The 16,610-nt window shown below is 68.3% G+C and carries 16 protein-coding genes; 3 read left to right on the top strand and 13 right to left on the bottom strand.

The window, feature by feature from the left end; all coding sequences use genetic code 11:
* Window positions 1-111: 111 nt before the first annotated feature.
* Window positions 112-1,281 carry a glycogen synthase gene (glgA, locus tag AZG88_RS15615; protein ID WP_025432189.1) on the top strand — a complete coding sequence of 390 codons (1,170 nt, stop codon included), beginning with the start codon at window positions 112-114 and terminating at the stop codon, window positions 1,279-1,281.
* Between the two features lie 9 nt (window positions 1,282-1,290).
* Here the strand turns inward: glgA and AZG88_RS15610 are convergent, their stop codons facing one another.
* The 11 genes from AZG88_RS15610 to AZG88_RS15565 form a co-directional block, all read right to left on the bottom strand.
* Complete coding sequence (locus AZG88_RS15610) at window positions 1,291-2,133, bottom strand: putative RNA methyltransferase (protein WP_005239249.1); 843 nt, start codon at window positions 2,131-2,133, stop codon at window positions 1,291-1,293.
* A 90-nt stretch (window positions 2,134-2,223) separates the two neighbouring features.
* Entirely contained in the window at window positions 2,224-2,391 is a 168-nt protein-coding gene (locus tag AZG88_RS49865; RefSeq protein ID WP_003936084.1) for a DUF3117 domain-containing protein, read from the bottom strand.
* A 150-nt stretch (window positions 2,392-2,541) separates the two neighbouring features.
* Window positions 2,542-3,117: a DNA-3-methyladenine glycosylase I gene (locus AZG88_RS15605; protein WP_061698188.1), complete on the bottom strand. Its 576-nt coding sequence runs from the start codon at window positions 3,115-3,117 to the stop codon at window positions 2,542-2,544.
* Window positions 3,114-3,425 carry a DivIVA domain-containing protein gene (locus tag AZG88_RS15600; protein WP_005239244.1) on the bottom strand — a complete coding sequence of 104 codons (312 nt, stop codon included), beginning with the start codon at window positions 3,423-3,425 and terminating at the stop codon, window positions 3,114-3,116. The genes AZG88_RS15605 and AZG88_RS15600 overlap by 4 nt, the downstream gene beginning before the upstream one ends.
* A gap of 52 nt (window positions 3,426-3,477) precedes the next feature.
* Window positions 3,478-4,437 (bottom strand): glucosyl-3-phosphoglycerate synthase, encoded by a 960-nt coding sequence (locus tag AZG88_RS15595; RefSeq protein WP_011598038.1) that lies wholly within the window; start codon window positions 4,435-4,437, stop codon window positions 3,478-3,480.
* Window positions 4,434-5,333, bottom strand: a complete 900-nt coding sequence (gene folP / locus AZG88_RS15590) for a dihydropteroate synthase (RefSeq protein WP_005239236.1) — start codon at window positions 5,331-5,333, stop codon at window positions 4,434-4,436. Before folP ends, AZG88_RS15595 begins: the two co-directional genes overlap by 4 nt.
* Before the next feature lie 94 nt (window positions 5,334-5,427).
* Window positions 5,428-7,203 (bottom strand): long-chain-acyl-CoA synthetase, encoded by a 1,776-nt coding sequence (locus AZG88_RS15585; RefSeq protein ID WP_005239234.1) that lies wholly within the window; start codon window positions 7,201-7,203, stop codon window positions 5,428-5,430.
* 84 nt (window positions 7,204-7,287) lie between these two features.
* The gene (locus AZG88_RS15580; protein ID WP_061046246.1) at window positions 7,288-7,845 is read right to left on the bottom strand and encodes a TIGR00730 family Rossman fold protein; all 558 of its coding nucleotides are present in this window, start codon (window positions 7,843-7,845) and stop codon (window positions 7,288-7,290) included.
* A complete protein-coding gene (locus AZG88_RS15575; protein ID WP_061046240.1) occupies window positions 7,845-8,645 on the bottom strand; it encodes a TIGR00730 family Rossman fold protein in 801 nt (266 codons plus the stop codon). The genes AZG88_RS15580 and AZG88_RS15575 overlap by 1 nt, the downstream gene beginning before the upstream one ends.
* A 42-nt stretch (window positions 8,646-8,687) precedes the next feature.
* Window positions 8,688-9,761, bottom strand: coding sequence for a succinyl-diaminopimelate desuccinylase (dapE, locus tag AZG88_RS15570; protein ID WP_061046241.1), 1,074 nt, complete (start codon window positions 9,759-9,761; stop codon window positions 8,688-8,690).
* 41 nt (window positions 9,762-9,802) lie between these two features.
* On the bottom strand, window positions 9,803-10,756 hold the full coding sequence (locus AZG88_RS15565; protein ID WP_061046242.1) for an SMP-30/gluconolactonase/LRE family protein: 954 nt from the start codon (window positions 10,754-10,756) through the stop codon (window positions 9,803-9,805).
* Between the two features lie 141 nt (window positions 10,757-10,897).
* On the opposite strand from AZG88_RS15565, the gene dapD reads away from it, so the two are divergent.
* Both dapD and AZG88_RS15555 read left to right on the top strand, forming a co-directional pair.
* Window positions 10,898-11,851 (top strand): 2,3,4,5-tetrahydropyridine-2,6-dicarboxylate N-succinyltransferase, encoded by a 954-nt coding sequence (gene dapD, locus AZG88_RS15560; RefSeq protein WP_061046243.1) that lies wholly within the window; start codon window positions 10,898-10,900, stop codon window positions 11,849-11,851.
* A 31-nt stretch (window positions 11,852-11,882) separates the two neighbouring features.
* A complete protein-coding gene (locus AZG88_RS15555; protein WP_061046244.1) occupies window positions 11,883-13,247 on the top strand; it encodes an amino acid permease in 1,365 nt (454 codons plus the stop codon).
* Between the two features lie 18 nt (window positions 13,248-13,265).
* Here AZG88_RS15555 and AZG88_RS15550 read toward each other — a convergent pair whose 3' ends face one another.
* Together AZG88_RS15550 and AZG88_RS51690 are read right to left on the bottom strand one after the other, a co-directional pair.
* Window positions 13,266-13,679 carry a DUF1622 domain-containing protein gene (locus AZG88_RS15550; RefSeq protein ID WP_005239218.1) on the bottom strand — a complete coding sequence of 138 codons (414 nt, stop codon included), beginning with the start codon at window positions 13,677-13,679 and terminating at the stop codon, window positions 13,266-13,268.
* Window positions 13,680-13,757: 78 nt separating this feature from the next.
* Complete coding sequence (locus tag AZG88_RS51690) at window positions 13,758-16,607, bottom strand: amino acid adenylation domain-containing protein (protein ID WP_156517495.1); 2,850 nt, start codon at window positions 16,605-16,607, stop codon at window positions 13,758-13,760.
* Between the last annotated feature and the right edge of the window lie 3 nt (window positions 16,608-16,610).

Genomic DNA, 16,610 nt, shown 5'->3' with positions numbered 1-16,610 from the left:
TATCGGGCGGCCACTCCCCCCGCCAGCGAAGCGCCGAGTCACCGTTTCTCCGATACCTGAATGTGTCCGAGAGCGGTGGCCCGAAGCGTCCCGGACGGTTACGTTAGGCCGGTGCGGGTGGCGATGATGACCAAGGAATACCCACCGGAGATCTATGGCGGTGCGGGTGTACACGTCACCGAACTGGTTGCTCAGTTGAAGCAGCTGTGTGAGGTGGACGTGCACTGTATGGGGGCTCCGCGCGTCGGAGCGGTCGTGCACACCCCCGATCCCGTGTTGGCCGGGGCCAATCCGGCACTCGCGACGCTGTCTGCCGAATTGCGCATGGCCGACGCCGCGACCGGTGCCGACGTCGTGCACTCCCACACCTGGTACACCGGCCTGGCGGGCCATCTGGCGTCCGCGTTGTACGACGTGCCCCACATCCTCACCGCCCACTCCCTCGAGCCACGGAGGCCGTGGAAGGCGGAGCAGCTGGGCGGCGGCTACCGCATCTCCTCGTGGTCCGAGCGCAACGCCGTCGAGCACGCCGACGCGGTGATCGCCGTGAGCGCCGGGATGCGACTCGACGTCCTCGACGCGTACCCGTTCGTCGACCCGCACCGGGTCCACGTGGTGCGCAACGGGATCGACACGTCGGTCTGGCACGCGGGGCCCGCAGGTCCGCGGGACTCCGCCCTCGCCAAGATCGGCGTCGACCCGGACCAACCGATGGTGGCGTTCGTGGGCCGTATCACGCGGCAGAAGGGCGTCGGTCATCTGATCGCCGCAGCACACCACTTCGCGCCCGAGATCCAGTTGGTGCTGTGCGCGGGGGCCCCCGACACCCCGGAGATCGCCGCCGAGACCGAGCAGGCCGTGGCCGCGCTCGCGGCGCACCGGGGCAACGTGTTCTGGGTGCGGGAAATGCTCCCCACCGACCAGGTGCGGGAGATCCTGTCGGCCGCAACCGTCTTCGTGTGCCCGTCCGTGTACGAGCCGCTGGGGATCGTGAACCTCGAGGCCATGGCCTGCGAGACCGCGGTCGTGGCGTCCGACGTCGGCGGTATCCCCGAGGTGGTGGAGGACGGGGTCACCGGCCGTCTGGTGCACTACAACTCGTACGAGCCCGAGGCGTTCGAACAGGCGCTGGCCGAGTCGGTCAACGCAATCGCCGCCGACGCCGGCACTGCCCAGGCGATGGGCAAGGCCGGGCGGGCGCGGGCGATCGCCGAGTTCTCCTGGGCGGCCATCGCACAGCAGACGCTCGACGTCTACCAGGACGCGTTGTCCCGGCGCTGACCGAGGGGCTCAGAGCCGGGCGTAGGTGGATACCGTCACCGACGCCGTCACCGGATATTCCTGCGGCAGCGCCGCGATCGAGGATGCGAGCCGGTCGGGGGTGAGGTGCCGCGCCGACGGCCCCATCCCGACGAGCCGGGCCACGTCGAGGTGCGACAACGACATCGGGTACTCCACGGCCATGTGGTCGGTACGCTCGAACCGCCCGGACATCGCGGCCCCGAGCCGCTCGACCTTCCGGTCGTCCACCCGGACCATGCCGAGCAGGTCCACGAGCTCCCCCAGGTGCCGCTCCGTGGGGGTGAGGACCACCAGGGAGCCGCGCTCGGCGAGCACCCGGTGCGCTTCGTCGGCGTTGCGCGGCGCGAACACGCACAGGACGTGGCTGAGCACGTGATCCCGCACCGGAAGGTGTTGCCACACGTCGGCAACCACTGCGCCGGCGCGTGGGTGAGCCTTGGCGATGCGCCGCGCCGCATACTTGGACACGTCGAGCCCGATTCCCCGGCCGGTCGGGACGGCGTCGAGGACGCGCGCCAGGTAGTGGCCTGTGCCCGCGCCGATCTCGAGGATCCGGGGATCGTCGCCGGGCCCGGTGCCCGCCACCACCGCGTCGGCGACGGCGTCCATCAGCGGGTCGAAGCTGCCGCCGCCGAGGAAGTCCGCACGTGCGGCGATCATTTCGGGGCTGTCGCCGTCGAACTTGCCACCGGCGCCGGTCATCAGACTCACGTAGCCCTGACGCGCCACATCGAAGGCATGCCCCTGGTCGCACAGGATCGCGCCGTCGTCGAGTTCCACACGGGACCGGCACTGCGGGCACGCCAACAGGTCGGTCACATCGGCCAGCACGAACGTTCGCCTCCCCGTTCCGGACACGGAACAGGCCCCGCACCGAGAACGGCGACGGGGCCTGCCCTGTGAGGTTCTCTCCGCACTCGACTAACTGGTGACGCCCTTGAGCTCTTCACCGAGTGCGGCAGCTTCCTCCGGGGTGAGCTCGACAACCAGACGTCCACCACCCTCGAGCGGAACCCGCATGACGATTCCTCGTCCCTCTTTGGTTGCTTCGAGGGGACCGTCCCCGGTCCGGGGCTTCATGGCCGCCATCCTCTGCTCCCTCCAGATCTGCGCTGCCTGCTTGCGCCTCGACAAATTTTGGCACCCCGCCAACACTCGGCGAGGCTTGTGACATCCATTCTTCCCTATGGACACGAGTACCGGGAACCTGAGTCACAAATAGGCAGGTCCACCGGCAGTTCAGGCAGTGAGCGGGACCCAGCAGGCGGCCACGTGGTCGTCCACCATCCCGGTGGCCTGCATGAGTGCATAAGCAGTGGTAGGGCCCACAAATTTGAACCCTCGGCGCTTCAATTCCTTCGCCATCGCGGTGGACTCCGGTGTGACGGCCGGGACGTCGTTCACGGTGGCGAGGCGGCTCGGGCGCGGCGGCGGGGCGAACGACCACAGCAGGGTGTCGAGGTCGGTGTCCGACAACTCCAGGAGGGCCCGCGCATTGCTCACCGACGCCTCGATCTTGGCCCGGTTCCGCACGATCGACGCGTCCTCGAGCAGGCGCGCCACGTCGCGTTCCGTGTACCGGGCCACCGCCTCCGGATCGAACCCGGCGAACGCGGCCCGGAAGGCCTCGCGCTTGCGGAGAATCGTGATCCACGAGAGTCCCGACTGGAACGCTTCGAGGCACAGCCTCTCGTACAACTCGTCGCGGCCGTGCAGCGGACGACCCCACTCGAGGTCGTGGTAGTCCCGGTACAGCCGGGACCCGTCCGTGTCGACCGCCCACTCGCACCGCACCCGGTCCTCGGGGGCTGTCACGAGGCATCCCCCGGCCGTTCGGACGCGGCTTCGACCGCCGCCAACTGCTCACGCAGCGAATCGATTTCACGGCCCAGCCGGGACAGCGCCCAGTCGACCTCGCTGGCCTTGTACCCCCGCAGCGTCTGCTGGAATCGCAACGCCTCCACGTCGGCGCCCGTCACACCCTCGGCGGGCAGGGCCGTGAGTGTGGTGCCGGGCGGCAGGGGCGCGAGTTCCTCGGAACGGCCGAACACCGCACTGGCGGCGAGGAACAGCATCGCGCCGACGAACGCCATGACGAGCAGATAGAGCAGGGCTGTCACCATGCCCCGATCCTGTCACGGACGTCTGACAGCAACCTCCCTCAGGGGCGCGCGGTCAGGGGCACACCGTGTTCATCGGCGGGCGGTCGGCCAGCGCGACGTCCGTCGTCGTCGGAACGAAGGAGTCGCCGTCCACCAGGAACTGGGTCAGACCCGCCCCGGAGTCGGGCACCCCGCAGCGCCGCATCATCGTCCCGATGATCTGCCTGCTCATCACCCCGAGTTCGGACAGCGGGCGGTTGCGGTGCTTGCGCACCCCCAGATTGACCTGCCCGATCGCACCGAGTCCGAGACGGTCGTACGTGTCGAGCAGCAGGCCGATCTCGACGCCGTAGCCGGGGGCGAACGGAACCGCCGACAGCAACTCCCGGGTGCCCGCGTACTCGCCGCCCAGCGGCTGCAGCACACACGTCAGCTCCGGCCGGAGCGAGGCCAGCATGGGACGCGCCACGAGTTCGGTCACCCGGCCACCTCCGTTGGCGTCCTCCGTGCCGCTGAGGCGGAGCGGACGGCGGTAGTAGCCCTTCACGAGATGGATGCCGTCGGCCGTCAGCAGCGGTCCCAGCAGCTTCGGGACGAAGGCCGGATCCGGGTTGATGAGATCCGAGTCGACGAAGGCGATGAGGTCACCGGTGCTCGCGGCGACGGAACGCCACAGCACCTCGCCCTTGCCCGCCACGGGCGGGAACGCGGGCACCGCCTCCTCCCGGCTGATGACGGTGGCGCCCGCCGCGCGTGCGCGTTCCGCCGTCAGGTCCGTCGATCCCGAATCGAGCACGATCAACTCGTCCACCAGACCACCGAGCAACGGGTGGATCGTGTCCACCACCGCGGCGACGGTCTCCTCCTCGTTGAGCGCCGGCAGGACCACCGAGACGGTGCGCCCAGCCTTGGCCCGTTCGAGTTCGGCGATGCTCCACGACGGCTGGTCCCAGCTGTTCGCCTCGGCCCAGCTGCGTGGGGTTCGCTCCTCCGCCACCATCGTGCGGGCCGCCCGGGCCCCCACGGCACTCATGCCAGCCCCCGCACGGTGCGGGACGGTGCGCGCCGGCCTTGAATCGCGGCCACCATGTCCACCACTCGACGCGTGGGGGCAACTTCGTGGACACGGAAGACACGGGCGCCTCCTGCGGCGGCCATCGCTGTCGCTGCCAATGTTCCCTCCAACCGCTCGACGAGATCTACCCCTAGAGTCTCCCCGACGAAGTCCTTGTTGCTCAGCGCCATGAGCACTGGCCATCCCGTATTTACAAGATCTTCCACTCGCCGCAACAACTCGAGCCCGTGATAGGTGTTTTTCCCGAAATCGTGGGTCGGATCGATGAGGATCGAGTCGGCGGGCACACCCAGCCGGGCCGCGTTCTCGGCGGCCGACACCACTTCCCGGAGGACGTCCGCGACGACGTCGGTGTAGCGGACGCGGAACGGGCGGGTCCGCGGAACCGCTCCCCCGGTGTGTGAGCAGACGATGCCGGCACCCGTCTCCGCGGCCACCTCGACGAGCGCAGGATCGGCGCCGGCCCACGTGTCGTTGATGAGATCGGCACCCTCGGCGACGGCGAGCCGGGCCACGTCGCTGCGCCAGGTGTCGACGCTGATGAGCAACTCCGGGTAGCGCTCGCGGATCGCGGCCACGAACGGCACCACCCGCCGGGTCTCTTCCGCGGAGTCGACGACGTCACCCGGTCCGGCCTTCACACCCCCGATGTCGACGAGGTCGGCACCCTCGTCCACAGCCCGTTCGACCGCCGACATGGCGGCGGAATCGGTGAACGTGGCACCGCGGTCGTAGAACGAATCGGGTGTCCGGTTCACGATGGCCATCACGAGCGCACGATCGACCGCCACGGGGCGCCCGCACAGCGTGGGCGACGGGTGGTCGGGCGCGGGCGGTACGTCTGTCTCGGCCATGTCACCAATATTGGCACGCAGCGAAATCGAAACCACCCGTGAGTACTTGTTAACGGCGGGCGGTTGACAAGTACTCACGGGCGCCGAAGGCGCATCACCCCTTGGGCAGCGAACCCTTCGCCACTTCGTCGACGTACCCGTCGTACGAGGGCTTGTAGCCGTCGCTGCGCCCGGACAGCACGTGCAACGTGTCGGTGTCCTCGACGTCGTAACCCTCCTTGCGGAGTTCCACCTTGCGGCTCTTGAACGTCGACGTCTGCTCGAGGGAATCGACGATGCGGACGAACAGCGGCACCGCGTACGACGGCAGCCGCTGGAACAGCAACTCCGCGACGTCGGCGCCGTCGAACTTCTCGTTCTCGTGCAACGTCACCGCGGCCATCCCCGCGCGACCGTCGGTCCCGGGGATCTCGACGCCGTAGACGACGGCGTGCTCGACCGCGGGATGCGCGAGGAGTGCGCCCTCGACCTCGGTGGTCGCGACGTTCTCCCCCTTCCAGCGGAACGTGTCGCCGAGCCGGTCCACGAACGCCACGTGCGACCAGCCCTGGCGGCGCACGAGGTCGCCGGTGTCGAACCAGCAGTCGCCGTCCTCGAAGCCGTCGCGGACGAGCTTCTTGTCGGTGGCCTCTTCATCGGTGTATCCGTCGAACGGCGCCCGGTCCGTCACCTTCGACAGCAGCAGTCCGACGTCGCCGGTGCGGACCTTCCGCAGCTTGCCGTCGGAGTGCCGCCGCGGCGATCCGCTGTCCTCGTCGTACTCGACCACCGCGTGCGGCAGGGGGCAGATGCCCGCCGTCCGGTCGACGTTGAGGGCGTTGACGAACGCGATGTTGCACTCGCTGGCGCCGTAGAACTCGGCGACCCGGGAGATCCCGAACCGGGTGGTGAACTCGGACCAGATCTCCGGACGGAGACCGTTCCCGACCATCAGCCGGATGGAATTGTCGCGGTCGCCGGGCTTCTCGGGCTGGTTCAGCAGGTACCGGCACAGCTCGCCGATGTAGGTGAACGCGGTGGCCCGGTTCAGTTCGACGTCGGCCCAGAACTTGGACGCCGAGAACTGCTTGCCCAGTGCGAGCGTCGCACCCGACCCGAGCACCGAGGACAGCGACACCGTCAGCGCGTTGTTGTGGTAGAGCGGCAGGCAGCAGTAGAGGACGTCGCTGCCGCGCAGCCGGACGCCCATGTTGCCGAGTCCGGACATGCTCTTGAGCCAGCGGAAGTGGCTCATCAGGCTGGCCTTCGGCAGCCCGGTGGTGCCGGAGGTGAAGATGTAGAAGGCCTTCTCCCGGGCCTGGATCTGCTCGCACACCTCGGGGTTGTCGTCCCCGGCCTTCCCGGCGAGGCGGTCGAGGTCGTCGAAGTACAGCACCGAGGGCACGGCGGGCGGTTCGTCGAGCGAGTCCATGGCCTCGCCGCACGCCTCGGACACCACCAGGACCCGGCTGTCGAGCAGCGAGATGCTGTGGGCCAGTACATCTCCGCGCTGGTTGTGGTTCAGCATCCCGGCGGCGGCGCCGAGCTTGACCGCGGCGAGGGCGATGAGCAGCGTCTCGGGCGAGTTCTTACCGAGGATCCCGACGACGTCCCCGCGTGCCACGCCGAGGTCGGCGAGCACGTGGGCGTAGCGGTTCACGCGGATGTTGGCGTTCCGGTAGCTCAGCGATTCGCCCTCGAACCGCAGGAACGTGCGGCGCGGGTGCGCTGCGGCGGCGCGCTGGAAGACGAGGCCGATCGATTCCCTCGCGTCGGGGGTCCGGATCAGGCCGAGGACCCCCTTCGCCATGATCGGCAGCTCCGGAATCATGGCCGGCAGCCGCTTCGCGAGGTCGACCACCCCGATCGTCGAACGAGCTTCAGAACGCATGACATCCCCTCAGGCCTGCAGTATGAGTCAGGTCACCTTACTGCACGGTAACAACGTGCGCCACGACGCGGACCGGACGCCGCCTCAGGACACGCAGGCGTCCAGTGCCTCCCCGACATCGGACCGGACGAGCAGCCTGTCGAGGGCGCGCTGCGCCACGAAACCGCCGCCCCGCAGCCCGTCGAGCCAGTCGAGCAGCCCCGTGTAGTGACCGTGCGGATCCAGCAGGACCACCGGCTTCTCGTGCATGCCGAGATAACCCGCGGTCCACGTTTCGAACAGCTCCTCGAGCGTGCCGATACCGCCGGGCAGCGTCACGAACGCGTCGGCCCGGTCCTCCATGATCTGCTTGCGCTGGCGCATGGTGTCGGTGACCACCAGCTCGTCGGCGTCGACGTCGGCGACTTCCCTGTGCACCAGAGCTTTCGGGATGACACCGACGGTTGTCGCCCCTGCCGCGCGGGCGGCCTCGGCCACCGCGCCCATCATCGAGACGTTGCCGCCGCCGGACACGAGTTGCCAACCGCGCTTACCGATTTCGGTGCCGACCCGGGCCGCGAGTTCCAGGAAATGGTCGTCGACGGGGCCGGACGCGCAGTAGACGCACACCGAGAATGGTTGCGTCGGAACAGTTTTCGGCATCACCACTGATCCTCCGTTCCGAGCAGGGCAGCTTCGTCGACACCCTGCTGCGACCGTATGACGATCTGCACCGCTTCCTCCACACTGTCCGTGACGTGCAAGAGACTGACGTCACCTTCCGAGATCTTGCCGCTGCGCTGGAGAGTTCCCCGCAACCAGTCCACCAGCCCGGACCAGTACTCGGTGCCGAACAGGACGATCGGGAATCTCGTGACCTTGCGCGTCTGCACCAGAGTCAGCGCCTCGAACAGCTCGTCGAGCGTCCCGAACCCGCCGGGCAGGCAGATGAACGCCTGCGAGTACTTCACGAACATCGTCTTGCGCGCGAAGAAGTAGCGAAAGTTGATGCCGAGGTCGACCCACTCGTTGAGGCCCTCCTCGAACGGTAGCTCGATACCGAGGCCGATGGAGTAACCACCCGATTCGCTGGCACCGCGGTTGGCCGCCTCCATGACGCCGGGGCCGCCGCCGGTCATGACGGCGTAACCCGCCTCGGCCAGGCGCGCACCCAGCGCCCGAGCCGCTTCGTACTCCGGGTGGCCGTCCGGTGTGCGAGCGGAACCGAAGACGGTGACCGCGCGCGGCACCTCGGCCAGGGCACCGAACCCCTCGATGAACTCGCTCTGGATCCGCAGTACCCGCCAGGGGTCGGTGTGCACCCAGTCGGTCGAGCCCCGCTCGTCGAGCAACCGCTCGTCGGTGGTGGTGGTGTCGTCCTTGCGGGCGCGCCTCAACTGCACCGGACCCCGGTGCTTCACGGACGAGGACTTCCGGCCGTGAGTGTTCTTCTCGGGTGCCATGCGCCCCAGGCTAGCGGGTGGCCCGTTCGGGGCACCGGGCAGTCACGGGGCGCTCAGATAGGCGCGCAGCACCGTCGTCACGTCGGTGATCTGCTGCACGGGCACGTGCTCGTCCCGCTTGTGGGCGAAGTTCGGGTCGCCGGGACCGTAGTTCACGGCCGGGATGCCGAGCGCGGAGAACCGCGAGACGTCGGTCCACCCGTACTTGGCGCGGAACTCGCCACCCGCCGCCTCGATCAGGGCCGCAGCCGCCGGGTCGCTCAACCCGGGCAGGGCTCCCGGCGACAGGTCCGTGACCTCGAAACCCAGCTCGATCCCGTCGAAGACCTCCCGCACGTGGTCGATCGCCTGCTCGGCGCTGCGGTCGGGGGCGAAGCGGAAGTTCACGTCCATCTCCGCCGCGTCGGGCACCACGTTGCCTGCGACGCCGCCTGCGATCCGCACGGCGGACAACCCCTCCCGGTACACGCAGCCGTCGATGTCCACCGACCGCGCGGTGTAGTCCGACAGCCGCTGCAGAACCGGGGCGAAGCGGTGGATCGCGTTGTCGCCCAGCCACGATCTCGCGGAGTGTGCGCGGGTGCCGCGGGTGGTCAGCGTCACCCGCAACGTGCCCTGACATCCCGCCTCGATGAGGCCTCCCGTCGGCTCGCCGAGGATCGCCACGTCCGCGCGCAGCCACTCGGGGATCTCGCGTTCGATCCGTCCGAGCCCGTTGTGGACGGCCGCGATCTCTTCGCAGTCGTAGAACACCAGGGTCAGATCGTGCGCGAGATTCTCGATGGTGGCGGCGAGGTGCAGGAACACCGCGTCGCCCGACTTCATGTCGACCGTTCCGCATCCGTGCAGCACATCGCCCTCACGCCGCGAGGGCACGTTGTCGGCGATCGGCACCGTGTCGAGGTGACCGGCGAGCATCACCCGGCTCGGCAGTCCCCGATCGGTCCGGGCGAGTACGGCGTTGCCGTTGCGGATGATCTCGAAACCGGTGGTCTGCTCCCGCAGCGCCGACTCGACGGCGGCGGCGATCGCCGACTCGTCGTGCGAGACGCTCGGGATGTCCACCAGGGCGGCGGTGAGGTCGATGGGATCGGCGTGGAGGTCGAGTGGGCTCACCCGTCCACCCTAAGCCGACCCGTCCGCCCGCTCGGGCGTTGCTACCCGTCGAAGCCGCCCGGGATCTCGTAGATCGCACCGTCGAAACCGATGCGGAACAGCCGTCCCGCCGAGAAGCCGCCGGACCCCTGCCCGTAGACGACCATGCTCGACGTCGGCAGACCGGAGGCCAGCACGCAGTACTGCCCCGGCGAGTCGAGCCGCCAGATCTCGCCGCGCACGTTGGCCGGGACCACCGGACGGCCTCTCGAGTCCAGGGCCAGGCCGTCGGGAGCGGCGAAGTTGTCGAGACCGGCCAGGTCGAGGATGCTCTCGGGCGCTCCGGGGTTCGCGAGCGGGATCCGGCTCACGCCCGGATTCACGAACGTCCGCGACACGTAGAGGTACCGATCGTCCGCGCCGAGCACCGCGCCGTTGGCGCTGGGCAGCGTCGCCCAGTGGGGCTCCACCCGCCCGTCGGGGAACACCCGTCCGATCTGGGTTCCGAAGTCGTTGGTCGCGTATGCGGTTCCGTCGGCGGCGACATCGAGTCCGTTCGCCGCGCTCAGACCCGATACGAACGGGGAGAGCACGTTGGTCGCGGTGTTCAGCTTCGCGATCGCACCCGGACGCAGGATGTCGCCGAGGAACACGCGGGCGTCCGCGCCGTACCCCACCAGCAGTGAACCGTCCGACGCCCAGGCCAGCGCCCCGGCCCCGCCGTCCGGCACCGTCGCGACCGGGACCGCGGGGGCTCCCGGGGCGTCGAGGCGGAACACCCGCCCGCTCAGAAGGTCCGTCGTGTAGAGGCGACCCCCGCCGTCCACGGCGACGCCCTCGAGCGCCGCTCCCGGCACCCGCCCGACGAGAACCGGTGCCTGGCCTGCGCCCGGGCACACCGGAGCGGCGGACACGGTCTGCGGCGCCACCACCGACACGGCCCCGGCGAGCAGTGCGCCCGCGGCCACGGCCCGCACGCCTCCTCCGATGAATCGACCCCAGTGCGAAATGCGCATTCCCACGACCTTTCCCGGTGTGTCTCACGTGCCCCGTGCATGGTCCCCCACATGGCCGGAACCCGCTCGGTTTCGTTTCGATCACGCCCCGATAACGACCGCTGGGAATGCCCGAGTAATGAGGCAGTAACCTTTACTGCCGTGAGCACACAGGGAGCATCAGCAGTAGGCATCGCCAACGTGACCGTCGGCGGCACGGTTCTCGACACCTGGTTCCCGGCGCCCGAGCTGGGAAACTTCGACGAGGCGGGCACCGTGCGGATCGAGGGTGGCGACATCCCCTCCGATCTGGCACTCCTCGCCGGACCCGACGAAGCGCGTGAGGTCGACCAGGTCGTGGTGCGCACCACCATCGCCGACCTGTCGGCGCCGCCGGTCGACGCGCACGACGCCTACCTGCGCCTTCACCTCCTCTCGCATCGCCTCGTGACCCCGCACGGCGTCAACCTCGACGGTCTGTTCGGATTGCTGTCCAACGTGGTGTGGACCAACTTCGGTCCCTGTGCGGTCGAGGGCTTCGAGAAGGTGCGGTCGCGTCTGCGCATCCGCGGCGTGGTCACCGTGTTCGGTGTCGACAAGTTCCCGCGCATGGTCGACTACGTCGTGCCGTCCGGCGTCCGCATCGCCGACGCCGACCGCGTCCGCCTCGGCGCCCACCTGGCAAGCGGCACCACCGTGATGCACGAGGGCTTCGTCAACTTCAACGCCGGCACGCTCGGCAACTCCATGGTCGAAGGCCGTATCTCCGCCGGCGTCGTCGTCGACGACGGATCCGACGTGGGCGGCGGCGCGTCGATCATGGGCACCCTGTCCGGCGGCGGCAAGGAGACCATCTCCGTCGGCAAGCGCTGCCTGCTCGGCGCCAACGCCGGTCTCGGCATCTCCCTCGGCGACGACTGCGTCCTCGAAGCCGGCCTGTACGTGACCGCGGGCACCAAGGTCACCGGGCCGGACGGCACCGTCGTGAAGGCCAAGGAACTCAACGGCCAGTCCAACCTGCTGTTCCGTCGCAACTCCGTGTCGGGAGCCGTCGAGGTCGTGCCGTGGAAGGGCACCGGCGTGGAACTGAACGCCGCTCTGCACGCAAACGACTGACCCGGTGAGCGGTACGCGAACACCCGGCACCATGACCGATTCGACCAGCACCCTGGGCCGGGGCCTGAAGGTCCGTCACCTCACGATGATGGGCCTCGGTTCCGCGATCGGTGCCGGACTGTTCCTCGGCACCGGTGTCGGCATCGCGACCGCCGGTCCCGCCGTCCTCGTCTCCTACCTTCTCGCCGGCATCATCGTCGTCTTCGTGATGCGGATGCTCGGCGAGATGGGAGCGGCAATCCCCGCCAGCGGATCGTTCTCGCACTACGCGCGGATCGGCATCGGCGAGTGGGCCGGATTCGTGATGGGCTGGCTCTACTGGTTCATGCTGATCATGGTGCTCGGCGCCGAGATCACCGGCGCCTCCGGCATCGTGAGCGGCTGGCTGCCCGGCGTGCCGCAATGGGTCGTCGCCCTCGTGTTCGTGATCTTCTTCGCGGCCGTCAACCTCGCGAAGGTCAGCAACTTCGGCGAGTTCGAGTTCTGGTTCGCCGCCATCAAGGTCACCGTCATCATCGCGTTCCTGGTGATCGGCGTGCTGCTGGTGTTCGGCCTGCTGCCGGACACCGAACCGGTGGGCACCACCAACCTCTTCGGCCACGGCGGCTTCATGCCGGAAGGCTTCGCCGGTGTCGCCGCGGGACTACTGGTGGTGGCGTTCGCCTTCGGCGGCATCGAGATCGTGACCATCGCCGCCGCTGAATCCGAGGACCCCGAGCGGTCGATCGCCGTGGCGGTGCGCAGCGTCGTCTGGCGTATCAGCGTCTTCTACCTCGGTTCGATCTCGATCATGGTCCTCGTCCTTCCCTGGGATTCCTCGGACCTGAAGAGCGGACCGTTCGTGGCCGTCCTCAACCAGGCGCACATCCCGTACGTGGCCGGGTTCATGGAACTGGTGGTCGTGGTCGCGTTGTTGTCGGCGTTCAACGCCAACATCTACGGCACGTCGCGGATGGCGTACTCGCTGTCCCGGCGCGGCGACGGTCCCGCGTTCATGGCCCGGATCTCGAATTCCGGGGTGCCCCTCAATGCGGTGCTGCTGTCGGTGTTCTTCGGTTTCGTCAGCGTCCTGCTCAACTGGTGGCTGCCGGACGACCTCCTGGGACTTCTCCTGAACGCCGTCGGTTCGGCGCTCCTGGTCATCTGGATCTTCATCGTCGTCTCGCATCTGAGACTGCGCCCGCAGCTCGAACGCGAAGGCAAGCTGACCGTGCGGATGTGGCTGTTCCCGTGGCTCAGCTACGTCACGCTCGCAATGCTCGCCGGTTTCGTCGTCCTCATGCTCTTCGACACCGACGCCCGCACCCAGCTGATCTCGACGTGCGTCCTGTTCCTCGTCATCGCAGCGCTCGGTGTGCTCAACACCCGGCTGCGCAAGCGGCCGCAGACGGTGTGACCGGTTCGGGCCGGCGACTCACCGGCCCGAACTCGGCTCCTGCCCCGCGGACGAGCGCGCCGCATGGGCGAGCACCTGCGGTCCGGTCACGAACGCCTTCCGCCACGGTGCGACACCGTCGATTTCGATCTCGATGGACAGGCTCAGCACGGTGCGGATCAGCACGATCACTCCCAGGACGGCGGCATCGGTCAGCGACGGCGTCGAGGTGACCGTCTTGACGATGTCTGCTGCGACGAGCAATTCCAGGCCGAGCAGGATCGCGCCCCCGAGCGACTCCCGCAGGGTCTTGAACGCCTGAGTGCCGTCTCCGGTCCGCTTCCACGCGCGCACCGCGAGGAAGAAGGCGAAGAGGAACCCGACAACCATCGCGAGGACACCGAGCACTTCGAACACTTCGGTTGCGAGTTCGAAGAACCTGACCGTGTCCATGGTGTGAGTGTTCCTGTTCGGGAGGGTGTTCGCAGAGGATTCCCGTCCGATCGCCGCGTGGTGGGCCGCCGCCCGTCATCAGCCTTCCGGTTGTCGTGTGCGCCGACCCGGTTCGGCCAGTGCATGGTCGATGATCCGTGCGATCTCGGCGAGGGGACGAGGCTGATCCATATCGGCATGCGTGCTGTGAACGTCGTGAGTCACGATGTCGCCGGTGACGTATGCGTGCCACGTCTCGGCCGAGGACTCGCTCGACATCGATCCGTCATCCGTCACTGTCGGACGGAGGAACACCACGTCACCGTGATAGATCTGCGGTACGTGGTCGGCAGCCAGCCGTAGGTCGTTCCGATAGATTGCACGTGCGGCATCCCAGACGGGCGCATAGTCGGGCGAATCGACGATCTCGCCGTAGCGGCTCTGCGCCCATGCCCGGATCGACTGTCGAATGTCGTCATCCGAAGGCGCCGCCCGGCCGATGAGGAGATCCCCGGCACCGGGGACGCTGTCCATCATCGCGAGGAATGCAACCTCGAGCCCCCGGCGTTCCAGCGCGGTGGCGATCGCATGGGCGACAAGGCCACCGAACGACCATCCGAGCAGAAGAATCGGGCCATCGTCCTGAACGGTGAGGATCTGCTCGAGATAGTCGGCGGCCATCGTCTCGATCGACGTCGGTAGCGGCGTCACTCCATCGAAGCCCCGTGCTTGCAGACCATATATGGGCCTGCCGGGGAGGTGGGCGCGAAGGCCCATGTAGCACCAGCTCAGTCCGCCGCCCGGGTGGACGCACCACAGCGGCGGTCCGAATCCTTCGCTTCGGATCGGCAAGATGGCCGCGAACGGATCGAGCGCGTCGGGTTCGACCTCCTCACCCAGGCGGGGTGCGAGTTCGGCGACCGTCGGAGACTCGAAGATCACCCGGATCGGGACCTCCACCCCCGACACCGACCGAATCCGGCTCACCAACTGCGTCGCCGACAACGAATGCCCACCCAGGTCGAAGAAACTGTCATCGATCCCCACCCGGGGAACACCGAGAACCTCGGCGTAGAGCGAAGTCAGCGTCTCCTCCACCGGCGACCGCGGCGCCCGGAACACCCCGCCGGTGAACTCCGGTGCCGGCAACGCTCTCCGATCCAGTTTCCCGTTCACCGTCAACGGCAACCGGTCCAGCACCACCACCGCCGCCGGAACCATGTATTCCGGCAGAATCCCGGCCACGAACCGACGGACCTCGACACCTGTGTCGGTGCCGGCGGTGTCGGCGGCGTCGGCGGCGTCGGCGGCGTCGGAGACCACGTAACCGACCAATCCGGTGCCGGTGACGGTGTCCCGGGCCACCACCACCGCCTGGGTCACGGCCGGATGTTTCAGGAGAACCGCCTCGATCTCCGCGGGTTCGACCCGGAATCCACGAATCTTGACCTGCTCGTCCGCTCTTCCGCAGAACTCGAGCACTCCGCCGGCGGTCCAGCGCACCAGATCCCCGGATCGATACATCCGCGCACCCGGCTCCCCGAACGGACACGCCACGAACCGCTCAGCCGTCAACTCCGGCCGACCGACATACCGCTGAGCCAACTGCGCCCCGGCGATATACAGCTCCCCCACCGCACCCACCGGAACCGGCACCAACCCCGCACCCAGCACGAACACCCGCGTGTTGCCCACCGGCGCTCCGATCGGCACACTCGCCCGGTCGGCGCGTTCACCCGACTCGGGTAGCACGAAGGTTGCCGCGAAGACCGTCGTCTCGGTCGGCCCGTACCCGTTGACCAGAATCAGAGGATTCACGCGCTCGCCCCGGGACCAGCCCTGCAACCCGGCCGGATCCAACACCTCACCGCCGAACACCACCATCCGCAGCACCGAATCCGCCCCCACAGCGGGATCCTCACGCTCGACCTCGGCGAACTCGTAGAACGCCGACGGCGTCTGACCGAGAACCGTCATCCGCTCCCGAACCACCACCTCCCACAATCCGACCGGCGAACGCATCACCTCCCACGGCACCACCACAACCCGGGCCCCGTGCACCAACGCCCCCCACAACTCCCACACCGAAAAATCGAACGCCACCGAATGACACCACCCCCACACGTCCCCGGCGTCGAAGCCGGCCCACCCTGCGGTACCGGCGAACAGCGACACCACACTCCGGTGGCTCACGGCGACACCCTTCGGAACACCCGTCGACCCGGACGTGTACATCACGTACGCGGTGTTGTCCTGTCGCAGTGGTGTGGTGCGGTCGTTGTCGTCGGGGTTTCGCGCCTCCCATCGTCCGCCCTCGTCGGTGCGGGTGTCGAGAAGCATCCGGGGGATGTCGTTGTTGGGCAACAAGTTTTCGGTCACGGTGTCGCTGAGGATCAACAGCGGAGCGGCGTCGGTGAGGATGGTCCCGGTTCGTGCACCGGGGTACTGCAGGTCGATGGGGAGGTATGCACCCCCGGCCTCGAGGATGGCCAACAACGCGACGACCAACTCGGGTGACCGCTCCAATGCGACCGCCACCAGCACCTCCGGGCCGACACCCGCACCGATCAGGCGGTGTGCCAGCCGATTCGCTCGACTGCTCAACTCCCGNNNGCCGGGAATCGTCGAGTCCGGTACCGGTACGCTCGTGCCGTTCCAGGTCCGCAGTACCAGCTCACGCTCGTCGGGCCCGAGGATCTCGTACCCCTCGATCCGCCCGCGCGGATCCGCCACGATCAACTCCGACAACCGCACGAACCGAGCCGCGATACCCTCCACCGTCCCGCGGTCGAACAGATCACTCGCGTACTCGACAACCCCAGCCAGACCCTGCCGACCATCGGGAGTGAGAGTGAAAGACAGGTCGAAACGCGACGTCCCGGTCGGCGCCGGAAGTGTGGTCCAGTCCAACCCGGGAAACTCGACCTCGGGAAAAGCGTTGTTCTGCATGGC

It is taken from the genome of Rhodococcus sp. LB1, assembly GCF_001583455.1.
Classification (GTDB): Bacteria; Actinomycetota; Actinomycetes; order Mycobacteriales; family Mycobacteriaceae; genus Rhodococcus_F; species Rhodococcus_F opacus.
The sequence above is the reverse complement of the archived record's forward strand: the minus strand, read 5'-3'. Positions and strand labels throughout refer to the sequence as shown.

Bases quoted from the DNA above. Each gene is read 5' to 3' on its own strand.
- AZG88_RS15550 (WP_005239218.1), bottom strand. From the start codon at position 13,679: ATGGACACGGTCAGGTTCTTCGAACTCGCAACCGAAGTGTTCGAAGTG.
- AZG88_RS15585 (WP_005239234.1), bottom strand. From the start codon at position 7,203: ATGCGTTCTGAAGCTCGTTCGACGATCGGGGTGGTCGACCTCGCGAAG.
- folP (WP_005239236.1), bottom strand. From the start codon at position 5,333: ATGGCCGAGACAGACGTACCGCCCGCGCCCGACCACCCGTCGCCCACG.
- AZG88_RS15600 (WP_005239244.1), bottom strand. From the start codon at position 3,425: ATGGTGACAGCCCTGCTCTATCTGCTCGTCATGGCGTTCGTCGGCGCG.
- AZG88_RS15575 (WP_061046240.1), bottom strand. From the start codon at position 8,645: ATGGCACCCGAGAAGAACACTCACGGCCGGAAGTCCTCGTCCGTGAAG.
- AZG88_RS15595 (WP_011598038.1), bottom strand. From the start codon at position 4,437: ATGAGTGCCGTGGGGGCCCGGGCGGCCCGCACGATGGTGGCGGAGGAG.
- AZG88_RS15555 (WP_061046244.1), top strand. From the start codon at position 11,883: ATGACCGATTCGACCAGCACCCTGGGCCGGGGCCTGAAGGTCCGTCAC.
- AZG88_RS15580 (WP_061046246.1), bottom strand. From the start codon at position 7,845: ATGCCGAAAACTGTTCCGACGCAACCATTCTCGGTGTGCGTCTACTGC.
- AZG88_RS15565 (WP_061046242.1), bottom strand. From the start codon at position 10,756: ATGCGCATTTCGCACTGGGGTCGATTCATCGGAGGAGGCGTGCGGGCC.
- AZG88_RS49865 (WP_003936084.1), bottom strand. From the start codon at position 2,391: ATGGCGGCCATGAAGCCCCGGACCGGGGACGGTCCCCTCGAAGCAACC.